The organism is Aeromonas sp. ASNIH7, assembly GCF_002903485.1.
Lineage (GTDB): Bacteria > Pseudomonadota > Gammaproteobacteria > Enterobacterales > Aeromonadaceae > Aeromonas > Aeromonas caviae.
In genome coordinates this window covers 1331495-1358105 of record NZ_CP026226.1, presented here as the reverse complement: position 1 = coordinate 1358105, position 26611 = coordinate 1331495, and the positions used below count along the sequence as shown (strand labels likewise).

Genomic DNA, 26611 nt, shown 5'->3' with positions numbered 1-26611 from the left:
AGGCCATATCGCGAAATAAAACAGGGCGCCATCATGGCGCCCTGTTTGTTGTGGATGTTTTTTTCCCTTAGAGGGGGCTGTGCTGGCGGCAATATCGGGATCCCCGTGCCCGGCAGAGACGAAAAAGGGCGCCGGGGCGCCCTTGTTTGCAACGGTCCGGGATCAGCCGGTGTTGCGCATGCCGGCGGCGATGCCGGCGATGGTGACCATCAGCGCCTGATCCAGCTCGGGGTGCAGGGTCTCCGGGTGGTTGCGGGAGCGATTGAGCAGCTCGGCCTGCAGCACGTTGAGCGGGTCTGTGTAGGGGTTGCGCAGCTTGATGGACTCCTTGATCCAGGGCTGATCGTCCAGCAGGTCGCCCTGCGGGCGCAGTTTCAGCACCACTTCGATGGAGTCGGCAAGCTCCTGACGCAGCTGCGTGCCGAGTGCCCACAGGTTCTCCGGCACCAGGCGGGTGTCATAGTATTCCGCCAGCCAGAGGTCGGCCTTGAGGAACACCATCTCCAGCATTTCGAGACGGGTGCGGAAGAAGGGCCACTGGCGGCTCATCTCGTCCAGCACGCTCTTCTGGCCGTCGTCGATGGCCTGTTGCAATCCCTTGTGGGCGCCGAGCCAGGCCGGCAGCATCAGCCGGTTCTGGGTCCAGGCGAAGATCCAGGGGATGGCGCGCAGGCTCTCGACACCGCCGTTGGGCTTGCGCTTGGCGGGGCGGGAGCCAAGCGGCAGCTTGCCGAGCTCCATCTCCGGGGTGGCGGCACGGAAGTAGGGCACGAAGTCCGGGTGACCGCGCACGATACTGCGGTAGTGATCGCAGGAGACAGATGCCAGCTGCTCCATCACGGCGCGCCAGCTCTCTTTCGGCTTGGGTGGCGGCAGCAGGTTCCCCTCCAGCACGGCGCTGGTGTAGAGGTTCAGGCTCTGGATGGCCACCTTCGGCAGGCCGAACTTGAAGCGGATCATCTCCCCCTGTTCGGTGACCCGCAGGCCGCCGCGCAGGGATCCCGGGGGTTGCGACAGGATCGCCTGATGGGCGGGGGCGCCGCCACGGCCGACGGTACCGCCGCGGCCATGGAACAGGGTGAGGCGGATGTTGTTGGCTTCAGCCAGCGCCACCAGGGATTCCATGGCGGCGTACTGGGCCCAGCCAGCGGCCATCATGCCCGCATCCTTGGCGGAGTCGGAGTAGCCGATCATCACGTACTGACGGCCCTGGATGTAACCGCGATACCAGTCCACCGACAGCAGGCGTTCCATCACGGCGGTGCCCGCCATCAGGTCTTCCTGGGTCTCGAACAGCGGGGCAACCGGCATGCGGAACTTGCAGCCGGCTTCCTTCAGCAACAGCTGGACCGCCAAGACATCGGACGGGGCACCGGCCATGGAGATGATGTAGATGCCGAACGCATCGGGGTCGTGCTGGGCGATGACGCGACAGGTGTCGATGGTCTCGCGGGTCTCGGCACTGGGATCCCAGTCGCTCGGGATGAGGGGGCGGCGGGAGTTCAGCTCGCGCAGCAGGAAGGCCTGCTTGTCCTCTTCGCTCCACTCGGCGTAGTCGCCCACACCCAGGTAGCGGGTCAGCTCGGAGAAGACCTGACCGTGACGCTCGCCATCCTGACGGATGTCCAGCTTGACCAGGTGGATGCCGAAGCAGGCCAGCTTGCGCAGCACGTCCAGCAGCATGCCGTCGGCGATATTGCCCATGCCGCAGGCATGCAGGGAGTGGTAGCAGAGCTCCAGGGGCTCGCGCAGCTGGGCGGTGCTCTTGACCAGATCCCGGCTCTCGCTCGCCTGGCCCTGTACCTTGGCAGTCAGGTACTCCTGGGTCTCGCGCAGTTGCTCGCGCAGCTCACGCACCAGGGCGCGATAGGGCTCGGGATTGTCGCCGACCCTGGCACGCACGGCGTCGGTGCAATCGGCCATGGAGAGCTCGGAGGTGAGCTCCTTGATGTCCTTGTAGAACAGGCTCACCGCCATCCAGCGGCCCAGTTCCAGCACTTCGGCGGTCACCTTGGCGGTGACGAAGGGGTTGCCGTCGCGGTCACCGCCCATCCAGGAGGTGAACTTGACCGGCGCGGCGTCCAGCGGCAGCCGCACACCGAGATGGTGTTGCAGGCGCTCGTCCAGATTGCGCATGAATTCGGGGATAGCCGGCCACAGGCTGTTTTCTACCACGGCGAAGCCCCACTTGGCTTCGTCCACCGGGGTCGGGCGCTGTTCGCGGATCTCGTTGGTGTGCCAGGCCTGGTTGACCAGTTGCTCGATGCGACTCTGGATCTTGTCCCGCTCGCGGGGCAGCAGATCGGAGAGTTCCAGGGCCTCGAGGCAGTCGTTGAGCTGCACGTGCTTGTGGATCAGGGTTCGACGGGTCACCTCGGTGGGGTGAGCGGTCAGCACCAGATCGATGTCCAGCTCGCGCACGGCCTGGATGATGGCCTCCTGGGACAGGTTGGAGGCTTTCAGCTTGTCGAACATCTGCTCCAGCGGGTCCGGGGTGCAGACCTGCTCTTCGCAGCGACGGGAGATGGTGTGGAACTGCTCCGCCACGTTCGCCAGGTTGAGGAACTGGCTGAAGGCACGGGCCACGGGCAGCAGTTCGTCATCGGAGAGGGTACGCAGGGTGTCGAGCAGGCGCTCTCTGTCTGCCTCGTTTCCCTTGCGGGAAGACTTGGCCAGTTGGCGAATGGTCTCAATCTTGTCGAGGAAGGCCTGCCCCTGATGATCCTTGATGGATTTACCCAGCAGTTGGCCCAACATGCCTACGTTGGCCCGTAGTGCGGCGTACTTTTCGTTCATTCCACATCCTTATTTTGTTGGTGCCTCCTGACCTTCCAGGCGGGAGGCGACCTCACTTATTGTTGTGCGATTACAACATATGCTCCGTCATCTTAGGGGGACAATCTACCCAGATTGTCTGCGCAAGGTCAAATAACAAGCCGATTCAGAACATGTATTTCCCTCACCTGTCCCAAGGCGCCTGTCATGTAACTTACTTACATCCCTGTTTGGCTAGACGCAGAAGCGCCGGATCAGGTGCTGCAGCACCGCCGTGGTCGGTTTGACGAACGACAGATCCAGGTATTCATCGGGCTGGTGGGCCTGGGTGATATGGCCTGGGCCCATCACTATGGTCTCGCAACCCAGCTGCTGGATAAAGGGGGCTTCGGTGCAATAGTTCACGGACTCGGCGGCCCGGCCGCTCGCCTTTTCTGCCTCCCGCACCAGCTCGGAGTCATCCTGGCAGGCATAGGCCGGAATGGGTTCGTGCAGGTGCTGCAGGTGCAGGCAGCCGGGCTGGTGGATCTCGATGGGGGAGAGCGCCTCTTTCAACATGCCCATCAGCTCGTCGGGGCCCACCTGCGGGGTGGGGCGCATGTCGATGTGCAGCTCGCAGCAGCCGCAGATGCGGTTCGGGCTGTCGCCCCCCTGGATGTAGCCGAGGTTCAGGGTGGGCTGGGGCACGGCGAAACGGTGATCCGCGTACTTCTCCTTCAGATCCTGCTGGAGCCTGAGCACCTGACCCATGGCCTTGTGCATGATCTCCATGGCGTTGACGCCGTTGGCGGGATCCGAACTGTGGCCGCTTCGGCCTGTGATGCGAATGGCTTCCGACATGTGGCCCTTGTGGGCCACCACGGGCACCAGCCCGGTTGGTTCGCCGATCACCGCGTAGTCGGGTTTGAGTTCGGCTGCGGCGGCGATGGCGCGGGCCCCGGCCATGGTGGTCTCTTCATCGGCGGTGGCCAGGATGCGCAGCGGCTTGCTCAGGGTCTTGAGGTCGACCTCCTTGAGCGCTTCCACGATAAAGGCGAAGAAGCCCTTCATGTCGATGGTGCCGAGCCCGTACAGGCGGTTGCCCTCTTCGGTCACCTTGAAGGGGTCTTTGGTCCAGGCTCCTTCATCGAAGGGAACCGTATCCGTGTGGCCCGCCAGCAGCAGCCCCCCTTCTCCCTGACCATAGGTCGCCACCAGGTTGAACTTGCCCGGCAGATCCGGCAGGGCCGTCACCTCGCACTGGAATCCAAGCTGGCCGAACCAGTCGGCCAGCAGCCGGATCACCGCCTCGTTGCTCTGATCCCAGCGAGTATCCGTGCTGCTGATAGAGGGAATCGCAATAATATTCTTATAAAGTGAAAAAAAATCCAGTTTGGCCATCAGCTCCTCCTTGCGTCCCCGGAGTGTTTCTGTTAGAAAATACAAATGCAAAGTGAGTGCATGAATATTCTGTTCGAGTGCTCATCGACAAGGCTTCTAGTTGTAAGGGAAAGTTAATGTTCTGTCACCTGATCTGTAACCGACGACGCATATCCGCCTGAATTGCCCCTCCGCACTCGTTGCATCAAAGGGGCGATAGCCGACCCCTTGCACCGCAGCACCATGCTGTGAATTTCGAACCCAGACTTGGAATACTCAAACATGCTTAAGACCGTTATCGTCGGTGCCAGTGGCTACGCGGGGGCCGAACTGGCCGCTCTGGTCCAGAACCATCCACAACTCGAGCTGTTCGGCCTCTATGTTTCCGCCGGCAGCCAGGACGCCCACAAGCGCTTCTCTTCCCTGCATCCCCAGTGGGTGGGCAAGCTGGATCAGCCGCTGCTGCCCCTGGACGAAGACGGCATGACCCGGATCCTGACCCAGGCCGATCTGGTGGTGCTGGCCACTGCTCACGAGGTGAGTGCAGAACTCGCGCCCAAGTTCCTGGCCAAGGGGTTGCCGGTGTTCGATCTCTCCGGTGCCTTCCGGGTCAACGATCAGCAGTTCTACTCCTCCTTCTACGGCTTCACCCACGAGAATGAGCAGTGGCTGGAGCAGGCCGCCTACGGTCTGGCCGAGTGGAATGCCGATGCCGTCAAGGCCGCCCAGCTGATTGCCGTGCCGGGATGCTACCCGACCGCCTCCCTGTGCGCCCTCAAGCCGCTGCAACAGGCCGGGCTGATTGCCCAGGGATGGCAGCCCATCATCAATGCGGTTTCCGGCGTCTCCGGGGCCGGTCGCAAGGCCGCCATCAACACCAGTTTCTGCGAAGTGAGCCTCAATCCCTACGGCACCTTCAATCACAGGCACCAGCCGGAGATCAGCCACCACCTCGGCAAGGAGGTGCTGTTCCAGCCCCACCTCGGCAACTATGTGCGGGGCATCCTGGCCACCATCTATGTGCAACTGGTTGAAGGGGTGACGCAGACCCAGGTGGATCAGGCCTACCTCAAGGCCTACGAAGGCAAGCCGCTGGTACGCCTCACCGGCCAGATGCCCTCCATCCGCGGCGTGGCGAGCACGCCCTACTGCGACATCGCCTGGCAGCAGCAGGGCAACATGCTGGTGGTGGTTTCTGCCATCGACAACCTGCTCAAGGGGGCCGCCTCGCAAGCCATGCAGTGCATAAATATCAAGTTTGGTTTTGAACCGGCCACCGGCCTGATTTAACGCTTTAAGAAAGGATCGAGAAGATGGACAAGCAGACGCTGGTAATCAAGTTGGGTGGTGCCCTGATCGAGAACGACGAGGCCCTGACCGCCCTGTTCGCCACCCTGAAGACCTTCCTGGATGATCAGCACCGTCCTCTGGTGCTGGTGCACGGTGGTGGCTGCCTGGTGGACGACCTGCTCAAGGGGTTGGGCATGACCTCCACCAAGAAGAACGGCCTGCGGGTGACCCCGTTCGAGCAGATCCCCGTGATTGCCGGTGCCCTGGCCGGGACCGCCAACAAGATGATGATGGCCAAGGCCATCTCCACCGGCATTCCTGCTGTGGGTCTGTGCCTCGCCGACGGCGGTCTGTGCCAGGTGACCCAGCTCGATCCGGATCTCGGTGCGGTCGGTGACTGCAAACCGGGCAACCCGGCGCTGGTGGCCGGCATCCTGGGGCAGGGCTTCCTGCCGGTGGTGAGCTCCATCGGCATTACCGCCGACGGACAGATGATGAACGTCAATGCGGATCAGGCGGCCACCGCCATCGCCGAAGCGCTGGGCGCCGATCTGGTGATGCTGTCGGATGTGAGCGGCATTCTGGATGGCAAGGGCAAGCTGGTGCCGCAACTGGACAAGCAGAGCGCGCTGGACCTGATGGAGAAGGGCGTTATCACGGACGGCATGGCCGTCAAGGTGAAAGCCGCCCTGCACGCCGCAGAAACCCTGGGCAAGCCGGTCTGTGTCGCCAGCTGGCGCTACCCGGATCAGCTGCTCAAGCTGCTGGCTGGCGGCGCTGTTGGCACCCAGGTCACCCTCTGATCTCCACCGGGAAAAGGACAATCCGATGCAACATCTTCTGAAAGACAGTGATTTAAGCAAGGCCCAGATCGAGGCGCTGCTGGCGCTTGGTAAAGCGGTCAAGGCCGATCCGAAGAAATACAGCCAGGCCCTGGCGGGCAAGAGCGTGGTCACCCTGTTCGAGAAGCCCTCCCTGCGTACCCGGGTCACCTTCGACATCGGCATCGCCAAACTGGGTGGTCACAGCGTCTATCTGGATCAGCAGAACGGCGCGCTCGGCAAGCGGGAGTCGGTGAAGGATTTCGCCAGCAACCTGTCCCGCTGGTGTGATGCCATCGTCGCCCGGGTGTTCGATCACCAGACCCTGGTCGAGCTGGCCGAGTTCGGCTCGGTGCCTGTGGTCAACAGCCTGTGCAACCTCTACCACCCCTGCCAGGGGCTGGCGGATTTCATGACCATCAGCGAGCACTACAGCGATCTGGCCAAGGTGAAGCTGGCCTATCTCGGCGATGGCAACAACGTGAGCCACTCCCTGCTGCTGCTGGGGGCGACCCTCGGCACCGACGTGACCCTGGTCTGCCCGAAAGGTCATGGCCCGGATACCCAGATCTTCCTGCAGGCCCAGGCGCTGGCAGCTCAATCTGGCGCGACCATACATATCAGCGATGATGTCGCGGATATCGAAGGCTTTGACGTGGTTTATACCGATACCTGGGTTTCCATGGGTGACAACACACCAATGGAGCAGGTAAAAGATATCTTCATGCCTTATCAGATCAACCAGGCCCTGCTCGATCGGACCGGCATCCAGCACGTGCTGCACTGCCAGCCGGCCCACCGGGAGCTGGAGATCACCTCGGAGGTCATGGACGGCCCAGCCTCCCTCATCATGGATGAGGCAGAAAACCGGATGCATATCCAGAACGCCGTGCTGCTGACCCTGTTCGGACAGGGCCAGAAGTAATCCGGCAACCGACCCGGAATCACCCCTTTTTATCGAATCATCACGGAGAGAAGTAAATGAGCGGAATCAACAAGATCGTACTGGCTTACTCGGGCGGACTGGATACCTCGGCCATCATTCCCTGGCTGAAGGAGCACTATGACGCTGAAATCATCGCCTTCGTCGCCGACGTGGGCCAGGAGCGTGACGATCTGGAAGGGATCGAGCAGAAGGCCATCGCCTCCGGCGCGGTCAAGTGCATCGTCAAGGATCTGCGGGAAGAGTTCGTCAAAGAGTATGTCTACCCGACCCTGAAGACCGGCGCCGTCTATGAAGGCACCTACCTGCTGGGTACCTCCATGGCCCGTCCGGTGATCGCCAAGGCGATGGTCGAGGCTGCCCTGGCGGAAGGGGCTGATGCCATCTCCCACGGTTGCACTGGCAAGGGCAACGACCAGGTGCGGTTCGAAGGGGCGGTAGCTGCCCTGGCTCCCCAACTGAAAGTGATCGCCCCGTGGCGGTTGTGGGACATGCGTTCCCGGGAAGATCTGCTGGCCTATCTGGAAGCCCGCAACATCCCCTGCAAGGCGACCCTGAAGAAGATCTACAGCCGCGACGCCAACGCCTGGCACATCTCCACCGAGGGTGGCGAGCTGGAGAGCACCTGGAACGAGCCGTCCGAAGCCGTCTGGCAGTGGACCGTCTCTGCAGAGGATGCCCCGAACGAGCCGGAATACGTCAAGCTGACCGTGGCCAAGGGCGAAGTGGTCGCCGTTGACGACCAGCCGCTCAGCCCGCACCAGATCCTGACCACCCTGAACGAACGTGCTGGCAAGCACGGCGTGGGCCGGATCGACATCACCGAGAACCGGATGGTGGGCATGAAGTCCCGTGGCTGCTACGAGACCCCGGGTGGTACCGTGATGGTTGCCGCACTGCGCGCCGTGGAAGAGCTGGTACTGGACAGACCGACCCGCGCCTGGCGGGAAAAGCTGGGTGCCGAGTTCTCCCACCTGGTGTATGACGGTCGCTGGTTCACCCCGCTGTGCAAGGCCATTGTCGCCTCCGCCAACGCCATCGCCGAGGAGCTCGACGGTGAAGTGGTGCTGAAGATGTACAAGGGTCAGGTCACCGCGGTGCAGAAGAAGTCGCCGAACAGCCTCTACTCCGAAGACTTCGCCACCTTCGGTGCCGACGAAGTGTACGACCAGAGCCATGCCGAAGGCTTCATCCGTCTCTACACCCTGGCGAGCCGGATCCGCGCCATGAAAGAGCAGCATCAAGCCATCGGTGGCGACCATACCCACGGCTAAGCAAGCGCTATCACCCGTTGATACGAGGGGGCATGGCCCCCTCTTTTACAGGCAGAGAGGCCCTTTGCCATCCTCATCGGGTGTGACAAGAGCGGCTGCGCCCTGGCCGCTTCTGTGAGATAACAGGCTCGCAGAAAAACAGGGCAAGATTTCAAGTTCGACGGCGCAAGGGGCCGCCGACAACGCATTCAAGGAGAGCAGTATGGCACTTTGGGGTGGACGCTTCAGTCAGGGAGCCGATAGCCGGTTCAAGCAGTTCAACGATTCGCTGCGGTTCGACTACCGTCTGGCGGAGCAGGATATTCAAGGCTCCATGGCTTGGGCCAAAGCGCTGGTCAAGGTGGGGGTGTTGACCGAGGGTGAACAGGGCAAGCTGCAGCAGGCGATGGAGGTACTGCTCGCCTCCGTGCAGCAGGATCCCCAGCAGATCCTGAACTCGGACGCCGAAGACATCCACTCCTGGGTCGAGAGCCAGCTCATCGACGCCGTCGGCGCCCTTGGCAAGAAGCTGCACACCGGTCGCTCGCGCAACGATCAGGTCGCCACCGACCTTAAACTCTGGTGCAAGGCACAGGGCGAACTGCTGCTCGGCTCCATCACCGCCCTGCAACAGGGGTTGGTGGCCTCCGCCCGTGCCAACCAGGCCGCGGTGCTGCCGGGTTACACCCACCTGCAGCGTGCCCAACCGGTCACTTACGCCCACTGGGCCCTGGCCTATGTGGAGATGCTGGAGCGGGACCATTCCCGTCTGCAGGATGCCCTCAAGCGCCTCGACACCAGCCCGCTTGGCTGCGGCGCCCTGGCGGGCACCGCCTATGCCATCGACCGCGAAGCCCTGGCGCTCGACATGGGCTTTGCCGGCGCTACCCGCAACAGCCTGGATTCGGTCTCCGATCGGGATCACGTGGTGGAGCTGATGCACGTGGCGTCCCTCTCCATGACCCACCTGTCGCGGTTTGCCGAAGACCTCATCTTCTACAACACCGGCGAGGCGGGCTTTGTCGAGCTGTCTGACGCCGTCACCTCCGGCTCGTCCCTGATGCCCCAGAAGAAGAACCCGGACGCGCTGGAGCTCATTCGTGGCAAGACCGGCCGGGTGGTCGGCGCCCAGATGGGCATGTTGATGAGCCTCAAGGCGTTGCCGCTGGCCTACAACAAGGACATGCAGGAAGACAAAGAGGGGCTGTTCGACGCCCTCGACACCTGGCACGACTGCCTCGATATGGCGGCGCTGGTGCTGATCGATCTGAAGGTCAATGGCGAGCGGACCATGGCGGCGGCCCAGGGCGGTTACGCCAATGCCACCGAGCTGGCGGACTATCTGGTGGCCAAGGGCATCCCGTTCCGTGAGGCGCACCATATCGTCGGCGAGACCGTGGTCTATGCGATCCAGGTGAAAAAGCCCCTGGAAGAGCTCTCCCTCCCCGAGTTCCAGCGCTTCAGCCCCGTGGTGGGGGAGGATGTTTACCCGAACCTGGAGCTGGAAGCGACTCTGGCCAAGCGGGTTGCCAAGGGAGGCGTCGCTCGCGAGCAGATAGAGGTAGCCCTCACCGCCGCCGAGGCCTGGCTGGCCAAACGGGCGGGTTAAGCCAAGCGGCTCGCCATGGGAACAAGAAGGCAGAACGGCAACCCCAGGGTTGCCGTTTTTTTATGGGTACGCCTCGGCGCCGTGGGGCGCGTTGACCAGGCGCTGTTCAGCCCCTGTGTCCGGCGCTGGCATGATGTACGGCGTCCGTGAGCAGTCGTTGCAACTGGCTCCTGGCCTCGTCGGTTTCATGGCTGGCGGCGAGTAGCACCACCCCCAGGGTGCCCGGTGAGGGCAGCACGCCGCCGAGGGTGGCGAGACTGGCCGGCATGCCGATGGCGGAACGCACCGTGATCCCGAGCCCGGCCTGTACGGCGGCCCAGATCCCGCCCAGGCTCTGGCTGGTGAAGGCGATCCGCCAGGGGATCCCTGCATCGTCGAGGGCGCGGATGGCCCGTGCCCGCATCAGGCAGGGGGCATCGAAGAGCACCAGGGGCAGGGGCTCCCCGCGCGCGAGCAAAGGGACGGGGTCCCACTCGGGGTGGGCAATCCAGGCCAGTTGCACCACCTTGATGAGGGGAAGATCCTCCCGCTCTCCCTGTGGCTGCCAGGCGAGAGCCATGTCGAGGGTGCCCTCCCTGATCCCCTGCACCAGAGCCCCGTTGCGATCGATGCGGGTCGTCATGCGCAGGGCCGGGTGCTGGCGACAGAGGGGCCCCAGCACGGCGGGGAGCAAAGATTCACCGAAGTCCTCCTGCACCCCGAGCCGGATCTCCCCTTGCAGCAGTTCCCCTTTGAGGGCGAGCACGGCTTCGTCATTGAGCGCCAGCAGCCGCTTGGCGTAGCCCAGCAGGCGCTCACCGCTGGCTGTCGGCACCAGGTGACGTCCCTGCTTCATGACCAGATCGGTGCCGCACTGCTGTTCGAGTTTTTTCAACTGGGCGCTGACCGCCGAGGTGGAGCGGCACAGCCGCTGCGCCGCCAGCGCAAAGCTGCCGCACTCCAGCCCCAGCACATAGCTGCGCAGGGCATCGAGATCCAGGCTGGGGGGAAGGGGTGACATAACTATCCTTATAATCGGGATGATTGGTCTTGAATATTTCGATTTTTTAAATTGTAGCAGTGAGGGAGAGTGGCTTCATCCACCAAGGAGATTGCCATGACACCTGATGTTCCCGATCGCGCCGCCCTGGCGCAGCTTGCCCCCCGACTCGCCCGACTGGCGGAAGAGACGCTGTTTGGCGATATCTGGCAGCGCCCCACCCTCTCGGCACGCGAGCGCAGCCTGATCACCCTGGCCATCCTGGCGTCCCTGGGCCGGGTGCAACAACTGCCCTGGCATATTGCATTCGCCCGGCAAAACGGCCTGTCCCGGGATGAGCTGGAAGAGCTGTTTACCCATCTTGCCTTCTACGCCGGTTTGCCCGCCGCAGTGACGGCCGTGGGCTATCTGCCCCCCCGCGAGGAGGTGACCCCATGCCGCTGACCCGTATCACCCTGTGCGAGGGGATGAGCGACGCACACCTGCAACAACTCAGCGCCCTCTACCACCAGACCCTGGTGGAGGTGTTCGAGGTGCCGCCGGAGGATAAATTCCAGATCCTCGAGATCTTGCCTGCCAGTGCGCTCATCTATGACCCCCACTACCAGACCGGCCGCCGGGACCAGGGTTTCATCCTCTTCCAGATCCTGGCGGGCAAGGTGCGCAGCACCGCGACCAGGGAGCGGCTTTATGCACGTCTCGCCGAGCGCCTTGAGGCCGAGCTTGGGATCCATCCCGACAACCTCATGGTGGTGATCCAGCAGACCGATGCCGAGGCGTGGAGTTTCGGCCAGGGCCGGATGTTCAGACAGGAGGTGGCCTCATGATCGCCATGCACTACCGATTCACCCTGCCCGCAGACTACGACATGGCGCTGATCGAGCAGCGGATCGCCAGCAATGGCGCCAGACTGGACGGCTTTCCCGGTCTGTTGTTCAAGGCCTATCTCTACAGCCGTCAGGACGATGGGGCCCTGCCGGGGCAGGAGAACCGCTATGCCCCCTTCTATGTGTGGCACAGCGCCGAGGCGATGCACCGATTCCTGGCAAGCGAGGGATTCGCGGCGCTCACCCGGCATTTCGGCTGGCCCCGCATCGAGACCTGGCATCTGCTGCGGTCGCCGGATCCGGCCTCCCTCGACGGGGCTTGCATGGCCAGGCTGCGGCGCACCAAGGTCGCTTCCCACGACCAGCTGGCCGACCTGCACGGCGAGGCCATGGTGAGCGGCTGGGGTCTCACCCGATGGGAATGGCTGGAGGCGGATTTTCTCCCGTCCCTCTCATCGCCCTTGCCTGCCGGGGGCGAGATCTACCGTATCGGCTATCTGGCGAAGGGGGGAGGGGGGTAAAGCGGAATTATCTTTGTCATTGATGTTGTTTTTCCATTCACTTGGGCTGTTAAGGTGATATTCGCATCGTGAACATAGGGTGTTATATCGCGTTTGTGGATGATGATGTGGAATTGCGTTCACCTGCGGCAATGAACTGGCTCAGTGGGCACATTCGGGGTGACGGCCCGTGCCGGGCAGGGCATGATCCCGCTGCAATGCGTATGGACGCGTCAACCGGATCAAGGAGTTCCCATGTACCTGCCACCCCATTTCGCCGTTACCGACCCCGAGGCGCTGCACCAGCTGATGCAGGCGCACCCTCTGGGGGCCCTGATCACCTGTGGTGAAGGGGGGCTGGATGCCAACCACCTGCCGTTCGAGTTCGATGGGGAGCAGGGGGCCCACGGGGTGCTGCGGGCCCATGTGGCCCGCAACAACCCGCTTTGGCAGGAGGTGAAAGACGGCGACGAGGTGCTGGTGATCTTCCGCGCCGCCGAGGGTTATATCTCCCCCAGCTGGTATCCGGGCAAGCAGGTTCATCACAAGCAGGTGCCCACCTGGAACTATGCCGTGGTGCACGCCCATGGCCGTATCCGGGTGAGGGACGATGCCCGCTTCGTGCGTCGCTTGCTCGCGACCCTGACCCGTACCCACGAGGCGGGAGAGTCCATTCCCTGGAAGATGGCGGATGCACCGAGAGACTATCTCGAGACCATGGTGCAGGCCGTGGTGGGCATAGAGATCGAGATTGAGCGGCTGGTCGGCAAGTTCAAGCTGGGTCAGAACAAGGAGGCGGCGGATCGCCTGGGAGCGGCCAATGCCCTGCAGGAGCGCGGGCAGACCGCACTGGCCGGCGCCATGCTGAGCCCGCCTCCTTCACAGTCCTAGCGTGGCACCCAGGGAGCCGCCCGAAAAAAAACGGTAACCGCCAGGTTGCCGTTTTTCATGGTTCCACTCCCGCTCACGCGCTGGCATTGAGCAGCTTGCCTACGCCTTCCCCCGGGCCCTGGGGCAGGGTTTGCTTGAAGGCATAGAGCAGCTAATCGAGGTTGAGGCCGCTGTTGCCGAGGGAGCCCTTGAGGGTGTCGAGCTCGCTCTGCAGCGCGTCGAGGCGGGTGCTCTGGGTGCCGTCTGCCAACTGGGTGCGGGCGGCATCGATGGCCTGGGGCAGGGGCTGGCCCGAGGATTCCTGGCCCAGGGTCTGCATCAGCGCCCCCATGAAGTGGTTGATTGCGGGGCGGTTCTGCTCGCTGTCAGCCTCCTGGATGCCGAGGCGCTGGAACAGGCTCTGCACCGTGGGGGCAAGCCGCTCTTCCTGCACGGCGGGCTCGGTCTGGGTGGGCGGCGTACCGTCGCCCAGCAGCTTGCTGCCGAGCTTGATGGCAAGGGAGGCGAGGGGAAGCAGGGTGCCGATGGCGATCATGATGTCACTCTCCGTACGACTGATGTCATGACGGAGCAGGGAACGGGCCAGCTTGGCGAGCATTCAGCCGAAAAATGGCAGGGGATTGATCCTGCTGTGAATTTCGTTTTTGCCAGGCAGAGGGCGAGCGGGTGCGAACGGGGGCGGCGGCAAACCCTTGCAGCCCGGGGGCTGGTTGGTTTGCCACCCGGCTTGCCGGATCAGAGATCCTTGAACGGGCGGCGTTTCTCCTCCTCGATGACGATGGCCTCCAGATTGGCGATGCGCTCCTGCAACTCCTTGATGATCATGTCCTGCTTGCCAAGACGGTCGGTAATGCGGGCATCCCCCATCTGGTAGCGGGCGCGCTTGGTGAGATAGCTGAACGACACGCTGATAAAGACGATCAGAACGATACCTGTCCACATGGTCATGAATGACTCCTTTCAATATTTGAACGAGAGGATCTGTCTCCCGTGCTGTCGTTGTCTCATACCCGACCCTGGGCGGCAATGCCCGCCTGGTTGTTCAGAGCGGCCAGAGCGGCCAGCCGAGCCAGATCCCGAGCAGCAGCAACTGCCCCCAGACGATGGCCCAGAACCGCAGGCGGTAGCTCCCCTTCTGGGTCTTGTGGCGCAGCCACTGGCGGGCGACCAGGGCGCCAGGCCAGCCGCCGCACAGCTCAAGCAGATGCAGGCGGGCCTCGGGGACGCGCCAGCCGCCACGAATGGCCTGGCGTTTGTCCCAGGCGTAGACGACCAGGGTCAGCAGGCTCATCAGCAGGATCAGGGCCAGCGGCCACCAGTTGGCATCGTGCGCGCCGAGCCAGCCTGCCCAACCCAAAGGCAGCAGGGCAAGGGCCATCATGACAGGCACGCCTGATCCCGAGTCTCGCCCGGTTGTAGCGTGCGGATCACCCGGGCCGGATTACCCACCGCCAGGGAGTCCGCCGGGATGTCCCGGGTGACCACGGCGCCAGCCCCTATGATGGAGCGGGGCCCTATGGTGACGCCTGGGCAGATGATGGCCCCGCCGCCAATCCAGCAGTCATCGCCGATCCGCACCGGCTTGTTGTAGGCGGTCCAGTTGCGTCGCTCCAGATAGTCCATGGTGTGGGTGGCGGTGTAGATCTGCACGTTGGGGGCCAGCAGCACATGGTTGCCGATGTGCACCTCGCCCACGTCGAGAATGGTGATGTTGAAGTTGAAGAAGGTCTTCTCGCCGATGTGGATGTTGCGGCCGAATTCGCAGGTGAAGGGGGTGCTGATCCAGCAGGAGTCGGGACAGTGGGCGAAGAGGTCGCGGCAGATCTGCTGGCGCAGGACGTGATCCCCCGCCGGTGAGGCGTTGAGCCGGCTCAGCAGCGCCTGGCCGCGAATGCGGTCGTTCGCTATCTCCTCGCTCTGGCTGTCCAGGGCGCCCCCCGCCAGTACCTTGTCCCAGTCGCTTGCCATGGTCATCTCCTCCTGCTGCAAGAGGGGGCAGTATACGCGACAAGGGGAGGGGGTGTCAGAGTGCCGGGCCCGTCAGGTGATCCCCGTCATCCTGTCATCACGCCATCACGTCACAGGACAAGGGGCAGGATGAGCAGGATGGAGACGAGGTAGGGGAGCAAGACCCGCCGCCCCAGGCTGCGTCCGCCAATCACCAGTGCCAGCACCCCTTTCACCAGGGAGTTGACCAGCCCGGCGAGCAGTATGCCCCTGGCCGCCACCTCCAGGGCCAGCTCCTTCTGGGCGAGCTGGGAGAGGGAGAGGGTGATGGCGTCCACGTCCGTGATGCCGGAGACCAGCGACAGCAGATAGACCCCGGAGTTGCCCACCTTGCTTTGCAGCAGGGTGGCCATGAAGCCGATGAGGGCGAGCAGCAGACCGAACTTGATGGCGGTGGCGAGATCCAGCGGGTTGCGGGTTTCGGGCTGTACCGGGCCGTCCGGCATCTCTTCCCGCTGGCGCCAGAACCAGAAGGCAAAGCCGTAGACGATGGCTGCCAGCAGCAGCAGGGGGACAGCCAGACGCAGCGCCAGCTCTCCGTGGATGATCAGCACCAGTGCCAGCAGCCTGAGCCACATGGTGGCTCCCGCCAGCAGAATGCCGGTGGCCAGCAGCCGCTCCAGCCCTCCCTGCTCCTTGTTGAGGCGGGCAAATTGCAGGGTGAGGGCGGTGGAGGAGGCGAGCCCCGCCAGCATGCTGGTGAGCACCAGCCCGGAGCGGGTGCCGAGCAGGCGCACCGCGAAGTGACCACAGAACGAGATGCCGGCGATCATCACCACCATGAGCCAGATCTTGAAGGGATTGAAGGCATTGAGGGGACCCATCTCGGTATCGGGGAGCACCGGCAGCAGCACCAGGGAGATAAGCAGAAAGCGCAGGGTGGCGTGAAACTCCATTTCGCTCAAGAACAGCATCCCCTGCTGGATCTTGCCCTTGAGCCCCATCAGGAGGGCCGCCAGCACGGCGCAGGCCACCGCCTCGCTCGGGCTCTGCAGCACCGACATCAGCCCCAGCAGGTAGGTGAGCACCATGGCTACCGAGCTGGTGAGGCCGAACTCCCCCTGCCAGCGCTGGGCCAGCCAGACCGAGAGGCCGCACCCCGTCACCACGGTCAGCAGACCGAGCAGGGCCAGCCAGGCGCCCAGGGTGGGCAGCAGCAGGGCGCAGACCCCGCCGAGCAGACCGATGAGGCCATAGGTGCGCATCCCGGCGATGCGCTGGTTGTCTCCGAGCTGGCGCACCTGCCAGCCCCGCTCCAGCCCGATGATGAGTCCGATGGCCAGGGACACCAGGGCGCCGTAGACAGGCTCGGCCTCTATCCACATGGGTTTCTCCTCCCGCTGCCGTTTCAGTGAGGATGGCACAGGGCATCCCGGGGCAGGGGGAGCTGGCTCACAGAGCGGGTGTCCCGCCTGCCGGGGTCTTGCAAACAAAAAAAAGGCGCCACCTGGAGGGGGCGCCTGGAAAGGTCAAACCTTGCGGTTTGCAGACCAACGGAACCAAAGATCACACACTTCACACTCAGCACTGCTGTGGGGGCAGGGCTCAACCCTGCCACTTGCCTCCTTCCACTATCACGTCGTTGGGATCGGTATCGGCGCTCAGTTTGTCGCGCACATACTGGTCGTAGAGTTTCAGCAGGTACTTCTCTTCCCCCAGCTTGGCGAGACGGTCGTTGACCCAGTCACGCAGCTCGATATTGCCCTTCTTCACCGCCGGCGCGATGGGGTCTTCCGAGCCCAGCTTCTCGGGCAGCACCCGATAGCCCGGGTTCTCCTTGGCCCAGCTGAACAGCACCAGGTTGTCCTGGGCATAGGCATCGCCGCGGCCCTGGGCCAGGGCCTGCAGGGATTCGGTGTTCTTCTCGAACTTGAGCACCTTCCAGTCCGGGTGGTTGCGGGTCAGCCAGATGTCGGCCGTGGTGCCGGTGGTGACGATAAGCCGCTTGCCGGCCAGATCGTCGAGCTTCTTGGCGTCGCTGCCTTCCGGCACCAGCACCTGCACCGCGACCTTGAGGTTCGGGTTGGTGAAGTCCACCACCTGCCGCCGCTCCGGGGTCACCGTCATGTTGGCGAGGATCAGATCCACCTTGTCGCTCTGCAGGAAGGGAATGCGACTGGCGGGCTCCACCGCCACGAACTCGACCTTGTTCTCGTCCCCCAGCAGATCCTTGGCGAAGCGGCGGCCGAGATCGGTGTCAAAGCCGACGTAGTTGCCCTTCTCGTCCACATAGCCAAACGGCGGCTTGTCGGTGAAGACACCGACGATGAGCTTGTCCCGCGCCTTGATCTTGGCGAGGGAACCGTCTTCTGCCTGGGCGGCGCCGCTGGCGAGGCCCAGGCCGATGAGGGCGCTAAACAGGACCGAGGTAATTATCTTCATGCTGACTCCTTTCGTTTGCTGACAGTTGTATAAGAAAACTTGGCGAGGAACTGGCGCGCACGCTGGCTGCGCGGGCTCTCGAAAAACTGATGGGGGGCGGCCTGCTCCAGGATGTGGCCACCGTCCATGAAGACGATGCGATCCGCCACCGCCTGGGCGAACGCCAGCTCGTGGGTGACGATGAGCAGGGTCATGCCGCTGCCGGCGAGATCCCGGATCACCTCCAGCACCTCCTGTACCATCTCGGGATCCAGCGCTGCGGTCACCTCGTCAAACAGCATCACCTGGGGGTTCATGCACAGGGCCCGCACGATGGCGATGCGCTGCTGCTGGCCGCCGGAGAGCTGGCGCGGATAGTCATGGCGCCGCTCCCACAGACCGATGCGGGTCAGCAGCTGCTCCGCCTGCAGCAGGGCCTCCTGCCGCTCCCGCTTCTGCACCTGCACAGGGCCGAGCAGCACGTTCTCCAGCACCGTCAGGTTGGGGAAGAGGTGATAGCTCTGGAACACCATGCCGATGCGCTGGCGAAGCCGCTGCCAGTCGGTGCTGGCATCCAGCAACTCTCCGTCGAAGCGAATGTCGCCCCCCTGAATGGGTTCGAGCCCGTTGAGGGTGCGCAGCAAGGTGCTCTTGCCACAACCGCTTGGCCCCAGGATGACAATCACTTCCCCGGCGTTCACCGTGAGGCTGACCTCGTCCAGTACCCGGTGTTGGCCGAATTGTTTGCTGACAGCATTGAGCTCAAGCAGAGGTGTCATACCGCATTACCCCATTGTTGCTCCAGCCGGCGCGAGGCGAGCGAGAGCGGATAGCAGACCAGAAAAAAGAACAGGAACAGCAGACCGTAGATAAGCAGCGAGCCATAGGTGCGCTCGATGATCTGCTGGCCCACCTTGATCACCTCCACCACCCCGATCAGCACCGCCAGGGAGCTGGTCTTGATGATGCGGGTGTAGATGTTGATGGTCGGCGGCGTCAGCCGTTGCAGCGCCTGGGGCAGCAGCACGTGGCGATAGAGCTGCCAGCGGGAGAGCCCGAGCGCCAGGCCAGCCTCCTGCTGGCCGCGGGCGAGGGAGTTGAGGCCGCCGCGAACCACTTCGCCTACCTCGCTGGCGCCCCACAGGGCCAGCACCAGCACGGCGCACCAGAAGGCCGGGATATCCAGGCCAAAGAAGATCGGCAGCCCGAAGAAGAAGAGGTAGAGCCAGACCAGCACGGGCACCACCCGAAACAGCTCCAGATAGACCCGCAGCACGACCCGAGTCAGCCTTCCCCCTTGCTGGGCCAGCACGCCGTAACCGACCCCGCCCAGGGTGGCGAACAGGATGGCGAGCAGGGAGATGGCGAGGGTCTGGCCCGCGCCCACCGCCAGCAGCGGCAGCGCCTGCGCCAACTGCTCAGTGACCGGACTGGCCATAGTGATCCCTCCTTTCTTGTGCATGGGTGGCGAGTGACGGCGGCAGCAGGACAATAGGTGCCTTCATCAGTTGCTCAATGACCGAACTGACCATGTTGCAGCCTCCTTTCAACGACGCGCAGGGCAAGGGAGAGCGGCAGAAAGATCAGCACGCACATCAAGGTCAGCACCGCCAGCATCTCGTAGGTCTTGTAGTAGAGGGCGATGTAGTTCTTGGTGGTGTAGAGGAGCTCGGGCACCGCCACCGCCGAAGCCACCGTGGTCTCTTTGAGCAGAAAGATGAAGTTGGCAAACAGCGCCGGCAGGCTGGCGAGCCAGGCCTGGGGCAGCTGGACGTGGCGCAGCAGCTGCCAACGGGAGAGGCCGATGGCCCGGCCTGCTTCCAGCTGGCTGGGGGGGATTGCCTGAACGCCTGCCCGCAGCGCCTCGGTGAGGTAACCGCCACCGAGGAAGGTCATGGCGATCACCGCCGTGGCAAAGCCGGAGAGCGAGATGCCGAGCGCCGGCAGCCCGAAGTAGAGAAAGAACAGCTGGATCAAGAGCGGCGTGTTGCGGGCCAGCTCCACATAGGCGCGGATCACCCCGTTCAGCCAGGGCTTGTGCAGGCTTTGCAGCGTCACGTTGAGTATCGCCACGGCGAGCGAGGTGAGGATCACGATGGCGCCGAGCTGCAAGGTGACCCAGACCGATTGGCCGAACGTCGGCAGGGTAGTGAGAACAAAGGACCAGTCGAAGCTCATGCCGGGATCCTCCCGTCGCGGCGCAGCCGCTGGGGCACGACCGTGATGGCGTCAGGGTACTTGATGCCGGCGCCGGTGTTGAGCACCACCACCCGCTCGCCCCCCTGTATCCAGCCAGCTTCCCGCAGCTGGCGGGCGGCGGCGAAGGCGGCCGCCCCTTCCGGGCAGACGAAGCTGCCTTCGCGCGCGGCGAGTTGACGGATCTCGCGCTGGATGGCGCCATCGTCCACCGCGACGGCGCACCCCTCGGTGCGATAGAGGGCGTCCAGCACCAGAAAGTCCCCCAGCGCCTTGGGCACGTTGATGCCAAAAGCGAGGGTCTGGGAATCGGGCCAGAAGCGCGATTCGCGCTCCCCCTGCTGCCAGGCCTGGACGATGGGCGCGCAGCCGCTCGCCTGCACCGCCACCAGTCGCGGCAGCGGCCCCTTGACCCAGCCCAGCTCCTGCAACTCCCGCAGCGCCTTGTAGATGCCGATGAGACCAACCCCGCCGCCGGTGGGGTAGAGGATGACGTCCGGCAGGGTCCAGCCGAGCTGCTCTGCTATCTCCAGCCCCATGGTCTTCTTGCCCTCGATGCGATAGGGCTCCTTGAGGGTGGAGGCATCGAACAGCCCCTGCTCGGCCACCGCCTCGGCCACCTGGCGACCGGCGTCGCTGATGAGGCCATCCACCAGATAGAGGCGGGCACCGGCCAGCGAGGTCTCCAGTCTTGTGATGGCGGGTGCCGCCTGGGGCATGACTATGGTGCTGCGCAAGCCGGCGCGGGCGCCATAAAGCGCCCAGGCCGCACCGGCGTTGCCGTTGGTGGGCATGGCGAAGTGGGTGATGCCGAGCTCCCGGGCGCGGGAGACGCCGACCGCGGCGCCGCGGGCCTTGAAAGAACCGGTGGGGATGATGCTCTCATCCTTCATCCAGAGATCCGGAATGCCGATCTGTTTGCCGAAAGCGGGCAGGGGCAGCAGAGGGGTGAAGCCTTCCCCCAGGGTGATCACCTGGGCGGGGTCGCGCACCGGCAGCAGCTCGTGGTAGCGCCACAGGCTGGCGGGGCGCCCCAGCAGAGCGGCCGGGTGCCAGGCCTGTTTCAGGGCCTCGAGGTCGTAACTGGCCAGCAAGGGGGCACCGACCGGGCTCAACTGCTGGGGCTGATCGGCATTCACTATCTCGCCGGTCTTGCTGCAACGTAGATGTGATAGGTAGCTGTACGGCATGCTTTATCCTGAATGGCTCACGTTGGCTGGTGTCTTATTCCATCCTGTGACCCAAGGGCCGGATAACAAACAAAATAAAGCGGCAAACTTAAGCGAAAAAATTCATATGGCTCCCCCGTGTCGGCGGGCCACCCTCTGCCACCGGTCGGGGGGTTGGGCCATCCGGCGCGCTTTGTTAACCTGCCCGCTCACTCAAACCGCAGGGAGCCGCCTCGATGCGAGCCATTGTCAGCCTGCTGGCCCTGTCACTGCTCTGTGCGTGCAGCGGCCAGCCAACCAGAGAGGATGCCATGTCAGGGAATACGCGCCTTCACTACCCGGTCACCCGCCAGGGTGAGCAGGTGGATCACTATTTCGGCCAGGCCGTGGCCGACCCCTATCGCTGGCTGGAGGATGACCGCAGCCCCGAGACGGAGGCCTGGGTCAAGGCCCAGAACCGGGTGACTCAGGGTTACCTGGCGCAGATCCCGTATCGCGCCGCCATCAAGGAGAAGCTGGCCGCCTCCTGGAACTACGCCAAGGAGGGGGCGCCGTTTCGCGAGGGGCGCTACCACTACTTCTTCAAGAACGACGGTCTGCAGAACCAAAACGTCCTGTGGCGCCAGCTGGAGGGCAAGCCGGCGGAGGTATTCCTCGATCCCAATACCCTCAGCCCCGACGGCACCACGGCGCTGGATCAGCTGAGTTTCTCCCGCGATGGCCGCATCCTGGCCTACTCCTTGTCGCTGGCCGGCAGCGACTGGCGCGAGATCCACCTGATGGACGTAGAGAGCAAGCAGCCGCTGGAGGCGCCCCTCAGGGACGTGAAGTTCAGCGGCATCAGCTGGCTCGGCAACGAGGGCTTCTTCTACTCGAGCTACGACAAGCCCGACGGCAGCGAGCTGTCGGCCAGGACCGATCAGCACAAGGTCTATTTCCACCGGCTCGGCACGGCGCAGGAGGATGACCGGCTGGTGTTCGGCGCCATCCCGGCCCAGCACCACCGCTACGTGGGGGCGACCGTCACCGAAGATGACCGCTTCCTGCTCATCTCGGCGGCGAACTCCACCTCCGGCAACCGCCTCTATGTGAAGGATCTGGGCCAGGAGAACGCGCCGCTGCTGACGGTGCAGGGGGATCTGGATGCGGACGTGAGCCTGGTGGACAACCAGGGCGGCACCCTTTATCTGCTGACCAACCGGGACGCCCCCAACGGCCGGCTGGTGACGGTGGATGCCGCCAACCCGGGTCCGGCGCGCTGGCGGGATCTCATCCCCGAGCGTCAGCAGGTGCTGACGGTACACAGCGGCAGCGGCTATCTGTTTGCCGAGTACATGGTGGATGCCACCGCCCGGGTCGAGCAGTTCGACTACGAAGGCAAGCGGGTGCGCGAGGTGGCGCTGCCCGGCCTTGGCAGCGTCAGTGGCTTCAACGGCAAGCACGACGATCCCGCCCTCTACTTCGGCTTCGAGCACTATGCCCAGCCGCCGACTCTCTACCGGTTCGAGCCCAAGAGCGGCGCCATCAGCCTCTATCGCGCCTCGGCGGCGCCGTTCAAACCGGAGGATTACGTTTCCGAGCAGCGCTTCTACCAGAGCAAGGACGGCACCCGGGTGCCGCTCATCATCAGCTACCGCAAGGGGCTGAACCTCGATGGCAGCAACCCGACCATCCTCTACGGCTATGGCGGCTTCGACGTGAGCCTGACCCCGAGCTTCAGCGTGTCGGTAGCCAACTGGCTGGATCTGGGGGGCGTCTATGCGGTGGCCAACCTGCGCGGGGGCGGCGAGTACGGCCAGGCCTGGCACCTGGCGGGCACCCAGCAGAACAAGCAGAACGTGTTCGACGATTTCATCGCGGCGGCCGAGTACCTCAAGGCCGAGGGCTACACCCGCACCGATCGGCTGGCGATCCGAGGTGGCTCCAACGGCGGTCTGCTGGTGGGGGCGGTCATGACCCAGCGGCCGGATCTGATGCGGGTCGCCCTGCCGGCGGTGGGGGTGCTCGACATGCTGCGCTACCACACCTTCACCGCCGGGGCGGGCTGGGCCTATGACTACGGCACCAGCGCCGACAGCGAGGCGATGTTCGACTACCTGAAGGGCTACTCGCCCCTGCACAACGTCCGGCCCGGGGTCAGCTACCCCTCGACCCTGGTGACCACGGCGGATCACGACGATCGGGTGGTGCCGGCCCACTCCTTCAAGTTTGCCGCCACCCTGCAGGCCGACAATGCCGGCCCCCATCCCCAGCTCATCCGCATCGAGACCAATGCCGGGCACGGGGCGGGCACGCCGGTGGCCAAACTTATCGAGCAGAGTGCGGACATCTATGCCTTCACCCTGTACGAGATGGGCTACAGGGAGCTGCCGCGTCAGCCTTGATCCGGGCGAGACGGGCGCCAGCCATCCACTATCATCAGGGCCCTGCGGGGCCCTTTTTATTGCCGCGCGTTGGAAGAGCTGCGCTGGCTGCACTAGCTGCGACCATCCCTGTCTCGCCGCTGGCCCGTTTTGGCAGACGGGCCCCATCTGTCATCCCCCCGGTGGTATAGTCAGCCACAAGATCCGCATTCAAGGAGTCCATCGTGAAGAAGATCATCTACATCCTGCTGGGGTTGGCGCTGGCGGCCGTGGTGGCCATCGCCGCCCTGGTGTCTCTCATCGATCCCAACCAGTTCAAGCCCCAGCTGGCGGAGCAGGTGCGCAAGAGCACCGGCCGCGAGCTGGTGATACAAGGGGATATCGGCTGGCGTTTCTGGCCGAGCCTCGGCCTCTCCCTCGAGAAGGTGGCGCTACGCAACCCCGCCGGCTTTGCCGAGCCCGACCTGGTGCGATTCGAGCAGGGTGAGGCCTCGGTAGGCTTGCTGCCGCTGCTCTCCCACCGACTTGAGATCGGCAAGGTGACCCTGAGCGGCGCTCATCTGTTTATCCAGACCAGGGCTGACGGCAGCTCCAACCTGAGGGATCTACTCCAGGCCTCCGCCGACCCCAAGGGGGAGGCGACCTCCGAGCCCGCCGCAACGACGCCCCCAGCCGCCAGTGACAAACAGCCCTGGCAGATCAGCCTGCAAGGCATCGCGCTGGTGGATGCCAGCGCCCTGGTGCGGGACGACCGCAGCGGTACCGTCTCCCGGCTCGACAGGCTGGATCTCGATCTGGGGCAGTTGACCCCGGGGGAGTGGGTACCGGTGACCCTGGCGGCCAAGGGGGCACAGGGGGATCTGGCCTTTGATCTCAAGGGTCAGGCCCAGCTCAAACCGGCCCGGGAGGCCATGAAGAGCGAGCTTAAGGATCTCAATCTCAGCGGCAGCCTGAACCAGCCGACCCAGCGGCTGGATGCTTTCTCCCTCAAGGCCGATCGGCTGGCATTGGGGGAGTGGAGCAGTCTGAGCCTTAGCCTCAGCGGGGCACAGGGGGCGGCGGACAAGCCGACCCTGGCCGGTACGCTGGAGGGGACCCTCAAGGCGCGCCTCGATGAAAACCGGCAACTGCTGGAGCTGTCGGATGCCGTGCTGGCCGCCAAGCTGAGCGGCGATGCCCTGCCGCGCCCGCAGATGCAGCTCAAACTCGCTGGCTTTGCCCGCGCCGAGCTGGACAAGCAGGCCGTCACCCTCAGCAACCTGGTGATGGGGGTGGATGATGCTCTGCTGAGCGGCAGCGGCGCCGTTCGTCTGGGGGCCGTTCCCAAAGTGGACTTTGACCTCAAGGGGGAGAAGCTGGATCTCGACGGCTGGCTCGGTCAACCGGCCAAGGCTGCACCTGTGGCCGCCACCTCGGGAGCGGCTGCACCGGCCGGAACGCCGACACAGACCGCCGTGCCCGCCAACAGGGCGCTCTCCACGGCCGAACCGGATCTTACCGCCCTCAAGTCGGTGGACCTGGCTGGCCGACTGCAACTGGGCAGCCTGCGCCTCAAGGGGCTGGATCTGAGCGCCGTCGATCTGCAACTGGCCCTGGCCGGTGGCCAGCTCACCCTCAAGCAGTTCAGCGCCGGGGTGGCCGGCGGCCAGGTGACCGCCAGCGGCGTGCTTGATGCCCGTCAGCAGCCGGCCCGCTATCAGGTGCATAAGCGGGTGCAGGGAGTCGAAGTGCGGCCCCTGCTGCAGACCCTGGCCCAGACCGACCTGCTGGAAGGCAAGGGGGATCTGGAGGTGGAGGTGCAGGGTAGCGGTCTTTCCGAGCAGGCGCTGCGCAGCCGGATGCAGGGCAAGGTGAACCTCAAGTTGAGCGACGGTGCCCTGCACGGCATCAACCTGGCGGAGATGATCCGCGAGGCGCGGGCCACCCTGACCGGCAAGGGAGCGGATCAGGTGAAGGAGGTGCGCAAGACCGATTTCAGCGCCCTCACCGCCAGCTTCCAGATTGCCGACGGGATTGCCAGGAGCGACGACATCCAGCTCTTTGCCCCCGCCCTGCGGGTGAAGGGGCAGGGCCAGACCGCCTTGGTGCCGGAGACCCTCGACTTCCTGTTCCTCACCTCCGTGGTGGAGAGCAGCAAGGGACAGGGGGGCAAGACGGTGGACGAGCTCAAGGACATCACCATACCGGTGCGCATCGGCGGCCACTGGCAGGCGCCGAGCTACAAGCTCGACGTGAAGGCACTGCTCAGCAACAACAAGGTGCTGGAGGAGAAGGCCCGCAAGGAGGCCGAGCGCGGTCTCAAGAAGCTGCTGGGTGACAAGGCCGACAACGAAGGGGTGAAGGGGGTGGCGGACCAGCTGCTCAAGGGCCTGTTCAAATAGCCACCCTCCCGTTGTTGTCATCAAGAGCCCGCCCCGTGCGGGCTCTTTGCTGTGGTGCCGGGCGTTACGGGACGAGGTGTGGTCGGCAACATGAGGTACTATGCGAAATAGTCTTCGAAACCGGGAACCAGGAGGGTTCATGAACAAACGGGTGCTGATCACCGGCGGTGGCAGAGGTATCGGGGCCGCGACAGCCCGCTATCTGGCGGCGCAGGGTTACCATCTCTGTCTCAACTATCGTCAGGACAGGGCGTCCGCCGAGGCGGTGGTGGCCGAGATCCTGGCCACCCATCCGGTCGAGTGCATCGCGGTGCAGGCCGATGTCAGCGTGGAGGCCGAGGTGGTGCGCCTGTTCGAGGAGATGGACGCGAGGCTCGGCCCCGTTACCCACCTGGTGAACAACGCCGGCAGGTTGCAGCCCCAGATGCGGGTGCTGGAGATGAGCGCAGAGCGCATCAACCAGACTCTGACCACCAATGTCACCAGCTGCTTTCTCTGCTGCCGCGAGGCAGTGCGCCGCATGACGGCAGGGGGCGCCATCGTCAACGTCTCTTCGGCCGCTGCCCGGCTGGGCTCCCCCGGGGAGTACGTGGATTATGCCGCCGCCAAGGGGGCAGTCGACGTGCTGACCAGAGGCTTGTCGCTGGAGCTGGCGGCCCAGGGGATCCGGGTCAACGGGGTGCGTCCGGGTTTCATCTACACCGACATGCATGCCGACGGCGGCGAGCCCGGCCGGGTGGACAGGATCAAGGGGGCCATTCCGCTGCAACGGGGCGGCGAACCCCGTGAGGTGGCGACCGCCATCGCCTGGCTGCTGTCGGACGAGGCCTCCTATGCCACCGGCACCTTCATTGATGTGGCAGGTGGGCGCTAGGTCATCTTCAACA

General features: G+C 64.3%; 24 protein-coding genes and 1 pseudogene. 12 read left to right on the top strand and 13 right to left on the bottom strand.

What is annotated here, in order from left to right; translation table 11 throughout:
- Nucleotides 1-162: 162 nt before the first annotated feature.
- A complete protein-coding gene (ppc, locus tag C2U47_RS06200; RefSeq protein ID WP_043152777.1) occupies nt 163-2796 on the bottom strand; it encodes a phosphoenolpyruvate carboxylase in 2634 nt (877 codons plus the stop codon).
- Nucleotides 2797-3009: 213 nt separating this feature from the next.
- The gene (argE, locus tag C2U47_RS06195; protein ID WP_039040568.1) at nt 3010-4155 is read right to left on the bottom strand and encodes an acetylornithine deacetylase; all 1146 of its coding nucleotides are present in this window, start codon (nt 4153-4155) and stop codon (nt 3010-3012) included.
- A gap of 261 nt (nt 4156-4416) precedes the next feature.
- Here argE and argC point away from each other — a divergent pair, with 261 nt between their 5' ends.
- From argC to argH, 5 genes are all read left to right on the top strand, one after another.
- Complete coding sequence (argC, locus tag C2U47_RS06190) at nt 4417-5424, top strand: N-acetyl-gamma-glutamyl-phosphate reductase (protein ID WP_103261508.1); 1008 nt, start codon at nt 4417-4419, stop codon at nt 5422-5424.
- Between the two features lie 23 nt (nt 5425-5447).
- On the top strand, nt 5448-6227 hold the full coding sequence (gene argB / locus C2U47_RS06185) for an acetylglutamate kinase (protein ID WP_010675689.1): 780 nt from the start codon (nt 5448-5450) through the stop codon (nt 6225-6227).
- A 25-nt stretch (nt 6228-6252) separates the two neighbouring features.
- Complete coding sequence (locus C2U47_RS06180) at nt 6253-7170, top strand: ornithine carbamoyltransferase (RefSeq protein WP_049636111.1); 918 nt, start codon at nt 6253-6255, stop codon at nt 7168-7170.
- A 56-nt stretch (nt 7171-7226) separates the two neighbouring features.
- Complete coding sequence (locus C2U47_RS06175) at nt 7227-8462, top strand: argininosuccinate synthase (protein ID WP_010675687.1); 1236 nt, start codon at nt 7227-7229, stop codon at nt 8460-8462.
- Nucleotides 8463-8664: 202 nt separating this feature from the next.
- A complete protein-coding gene (gene argH / locus C2U47_RS06170) occupies nt 8665-10050 on the top strand; it encodes an argininosuccinate lyase (protein WP_049636110.1) in 1386 nt (461 codons plus the stop codon).
- Nucleotides 10051-10156: 106 nt separating this feature from the next.
- Here argH and C2U47_RS06165 read toward each other — a convergent pair whose 3' ends face one another.
- A complete protein-coding gene (locus tag C2U47_RS06165) occupies nt 10157-11050 on the bottom strand; it encodes a LysR substrate-binding domain-containing protein (protein WP_049636109.1) in 894 nt (297 codons plus the stop codon).
- Nucleotides 11051-11146: 96 nt separating this feature from the next.
- On the opposite strand from C2U47_RS06165, the gene C2U47_RS06160 reads away from it, so the two are divergent.
- From C2U47_RS06160 to C2U47_RS06145, 4 genes are all read left to right on the top strand, one after another.
- Entirely contained in the window at nt 11147-11473 is a 327-nt protein-coding gene (locus C2U47_RS06160; RefSeq protein WP_045522042.1) for a carboxymuconolactone decarboxylase family protein, read from the top strand.
- Nucleotides 11464-11856: a tautomerase family protein gene (locus C2U47_RS06155; RefSeq protein ID WP_049636108.1), complete on the top strand. Its 393-nt coding sequence runs from the start codon at nt 11464-11466 to the stop codon at nt 11854-11856. The genes C2U47_RS06160 and C2U47_RS06155 overlap by 10 nt, the downstream gene beginning before the upstream one ends.
- Entirely contained in the window at nt 11853-12377 is a 525-nt protein-coding gene (locus tag C2U47_RS06150) for a DUF4865 family protein (RefSeq protein ID WP_049636107.1), read from the top strand. The genes C2U47_RS06155 and C2U47_RS06150 overlap by 4 nt, the downstream gene beginning before the upstream one ends.
- 234 nt (nt 12378-12611) lie before the next feature.
- The gene (locus tag C2U47_RS06145; protein ID WP_049636106.1) at nt 12612-13247 is read left to right on the top strand and encodes an FMN-binding negative transcriptional regulator; all 636 of its coding nucleotides are present in this window, start codon (nt 12612-12614) and stop codon (nt 13245-13247) included.
- A gap of 73 nt (nt 13248-13320) precedes the next feature.
- Here the strand turns inward: C2U47_RS06145 and C2U47_RS06140 are convergent.
- The 10 genes and pseudogenes from C2U47_RS06140 to C2U47_RS06095 all read right to left on the bottom strand — a co-directional run bounded on the left by C2U47_RS06140 (nt 13321) and on the right by C2U47_RS06095 (nt 21001).
- Nucleotides 13321-13782, bottom strand: a pseudogene (locus tag C2U47_RS06140) (hypothetical protein).
- Between the two features lie 200 nt (nt 13783-13982).
- Entirely contained in the window at nt 13983-14195 is a 213-nt protein-coding gene (locus C2U47_RS06135) for a hypothetical protein (protein WP_043154852.1), read from the bottom strand.
- Between the two features lie 94 nt (nt 14196-14289).
- Nucleotides 14290-14628, bottom strand: a complete 339-nt coding sequence (locus C2U47_RS06130) for a DUF1294 domain-containing protein (RefSeq protein ID WP_039040562.1) — start codon at nt 14626-14628, stop codon at nt 14290-14292.
- Nucleotides 14625-15215, bottom strand: coding sequence for a sugar O-acetyltransferase (locus C2U47_RS06125; RefSeq protein WP_049636126.1), 591 nt, complete (start codon nt 15213-15215; stop codon nt 14625-14627). The genes C2U47_RS06130 and C2U47_RS06125 overlap by 4 nt, the downstream gene beginning before the upstream one ends.
- 110 nt (nt 15216-15325) lie before the next feature.
- Nucleotides 15326-16579 (bottom strand): MgtC/SapB family protein, encoded by a 1254-nt coding sequence (locus tag C2U47_RS06120; protein ID WP_049636105.1) that lies wholly within the window; start codon nt 16577-16579, stop codon nt 15326-15328.
- Nucleotides 16580-16799: 220 nt separating this feature from the next.
- A complete protein-coding gene (locus tag C2U47_RS06115; RefSeq protein ID WP_039040560.1) occupies nt 16800-17636 on the bottom strand; it encodes a transporter substrate-binding domain-containing protein in 837 nt (278 codons plus the stop codon).
- Entirely contained in the window at nt 17633-18394 is a 762-nt protein-coding gene (locus C2U47_RS06110) for an amino acid ABC transporter ATP-binding protein (RefSeq protein WP_043154848.1), read from the bottom strand. Before C2U47_RS06110 ends, C2U47_RS06115 begins: the two co-directional genes overlap by 4 nt.
- Entirely contained in the window at nt 18391-19053 is a 663-nt protein-coding gene (locus tag C2U47_RS06105) for an amino acid ABC transporter permease (protein ID WP_043154847.1), read from the bottom strand. Before C2U47_RS06105 ends, C2U47_RS06110 begins: the two co-directional genes overlap by 4 nt.
- A 74-nt stretch (nt 19054-19127) precedes the next feature.
- On the bottom strand, nt 19128-19793 hold the full coding sequence (locus tag C2U47_RS06100) for an amino acid ABC transporter permease (protein WP_043154846.1): 666 nt from the start codon (nt 19791-19793) through the stop codon (nt 19128-19130).
- Complete coding sequence (locus C2U47_RS06095) at nt 19790-21001, bottom strand: threonine synthase (RefSeq protein WP_043154845.1); 1212 nt, start codon at nt 20999-21001, stop codon at nt 19790-19792. Before C2U47_RS06095 ends, C2U47_RS06100 begins: the two co-directional genes overlap by 4 nt.
- 215 nt (nt 21002-21216) lie before the next feature.
- Between C2U47_RS06095 and C2U47_RS06090 the strand changes: the two genes are divergently transcribed.
- The 3 genes from C2U47_RS06090 (at nt 21217) to C2U47_RS06075 (ending at nt 26598) form a co-directional block, all read left to right on the top strand.
- The gene (locus C2U47_RS06090; RefSeq protein ID WP_043154844.1) at nt 21217-23364 is read left to right on the top strand and encodes a prolyl oligopeptidase family serine peptidase; all 2148 of its coding nucleotides are present in this window, start codon (nt 21217-21219) and stop codon (nt 23362-23364) included.
- A gap of 203 nt (nt 23365-23567) precedes the next feature.
- On the top strand, nt 23568-25724 hold the full coding sequence (locus C2U47_RS06080; protein ID WP_043154842.1) for an AsmA family protein: 2157 nt from the start codon (nt 23568-23570) through the stop codon (nt 25722-25724).
- A gap of 139 nt (nt 25725-25863) precedes the next feature.
- Nucleotides 25864-26598: an SDR family oxidoreductase gene (locus tag C2U47_RS06075; protein ID WP_043154840.1), complete on the top strand. Its 735-nt coding sequence runs from the start codon at nt 25864-25866 to the stop codon at nt 26596-26598.
- Nucleotides 26599-26611: the final 13 nt, after the last annotated feature.

Excerpts from the sequence above, each read along its gene's own strand:
- C2U47_RS06075 (WP_043154840.1), top strand. The coding sequence starts at position 25,864 with ATGAACAAACGGGTGCTGATCACCGGCGGTGGCAGAGGTATCGGGGCC.
- C2U47_RS06120 (WP_049636105.1), bottom strand. The coding sequence starts at position 16,579 with ATGTGGATAGAGGCCGAGCCTGTCTACGGCGCCCTGGTGTCCCTGGCC.
- C2U47_RS06180 (WP_049636111.1), top strand. The coding sequence starts at position 6,253 with ATGCAACATCTTCTGAAAGACAGTGATTTAAGCAAGGCCCAGATCGAG.
- C2U47_RS06160 (WP_045522042.1), top strand. The coding sequence starts at position 11,147 with ATGACACCTGATGTTCCCGATCGCGCCGCCCTGGCGCAGCTTGCCCCC.
- C2U47_RS06115 (WP_039040560.1), bottom strand. The coding sequence starts at position 17,636 with ATGAAGATAATTACCTCGGTCCTGTTTAGCGCCCTCATCGGCCTGGGC.
- C2U47_RS06130 (WP_039040562.1), bottom strand. The coding sequence starts at position 14,628 with ATGATGGCCCTTGCCCTGCTGCCTTTGGGTTGGGCAGGCTGGCTCGGC.
- C2U47_RS06135 (WP_043154852.1), bottom strand. The coding sequence starts at position 14,195 with ATGACCATGTGGACAGGTATCGTTCTGATCGTCTTTATCAGCGTGTCG.
- C2U47_RS06165 (WP_049636109.1), bottom strand. The coding sequence starts at position 11,050 with ATGTCACCCCTTCCCCCCAGCCTGGATCTCGATGCCCTGCGCAGCTAT.
- argB (WP_010675689.1), top strand. The coding sequence starts at position 5,448 with ATGGACAAGCAGACGCTGGTAATCAAGTTGGGTGGTGCCCTGATCGAG.
- argE (WP_039040568.1), bottom strand. The coding sequence starts at position 4,155 with ATGGCCAAACTGGATTTTTTTTCACTTTATAAGAATATTATTGCGATT.
- argC (WP_103261508.1), top strand. The coding sequence starts at position 4,417 with ATGCTTAAGACCGTTATCGTCGGTGCCAGTGGCTACGCGGGGGCCGAA.
- C2U47_RS06175 (WP_010675687.1), top strand. The coding sequence starts at position 7,227 with ATGAGCGGAATCAACAAGATCGTACTGGCTTACTCGGGCGGACTGGAT.
- C2U47_RS06125 (WP_049636126.1), bottom strand. The coding sequence starts at position 15,215 with ATGGCAAGCGACTGGGACAAGGTACTGGCGGGGGGCGCCCTGGACAGC.
- C2U47_RS06150 (WP_049636107.1), top strand. The coding sequence starts at position 11,853 with ATGATCGCCATGCACTACCGATTCACCCTGCCCGCAGACTACGACATG.
- C2U47_RS06090 (WP_043154844.1), top strand. The coding sequence starts at position 21,217 with ATGCGAGCCATTGTCAGCCTGCTGGCCCTGTCACTGCTCTGTGCGTGC.
- C2U47_RS06100 (WP_043154846.1), bottom strand. The coding sequence starts at position 19,793 with ATGAGCTTCGACTGGTCCTTTGTTCTCACTACCCTGCCGACGTTCGGC.
- C2U47_RS06145 (WP_049636106.1), top strand. The coding sequence starts at position 12,612 with ATGTACCTGCCACCCCATTTCGCCGTTACCGACCCCGAGGCGCTGCAC.
- C2U47_RS06155 (WP_049636108.1), top strand. The coding sequence starts at position 11,464 with ATGCCGCTGACCCGTATCACCCTGTGCGAGGGGATGAGCGACGCACAC.
- C2U47_RS06110 (WP_043154848.1), bottom strand. The coding sequence starts at position 18,394 with ATGACACCTCTGCTTGAGCTCAATGCTGTCAGCAAACAATTCGGCCAA.
- ppc (WP_043152777.1), bottom strand. The coding sequence starts at position 2,796 with ATGAACGAAAAGTACGCCGCACTACGGGCCAACGTAGGCATGTTGGGC.
- argH (WP_049636110.1), top strand. The coding sequence starts at position 8,665 with ATGGCACTTTGGGGTGGACGCTTCAGTCAGGGAGCCGATAGCCGGTTC.
- C2U47_RS06105 (WP_043154847.1), bottom strand. The coding sequence starts at position 19,053 with ATGGCCAGTCCGGTCACTGAGCAGTTGGCGCAGGCGCTGCCGCTGCTG.
- C2U47_RS06095 (WP_043154845.1), bottom strand. The coding sequence starts at position 21,001 with ATGCCGTACAGCTACCTATCACATCTACGTTGCAGCAAGACCGGCGAG.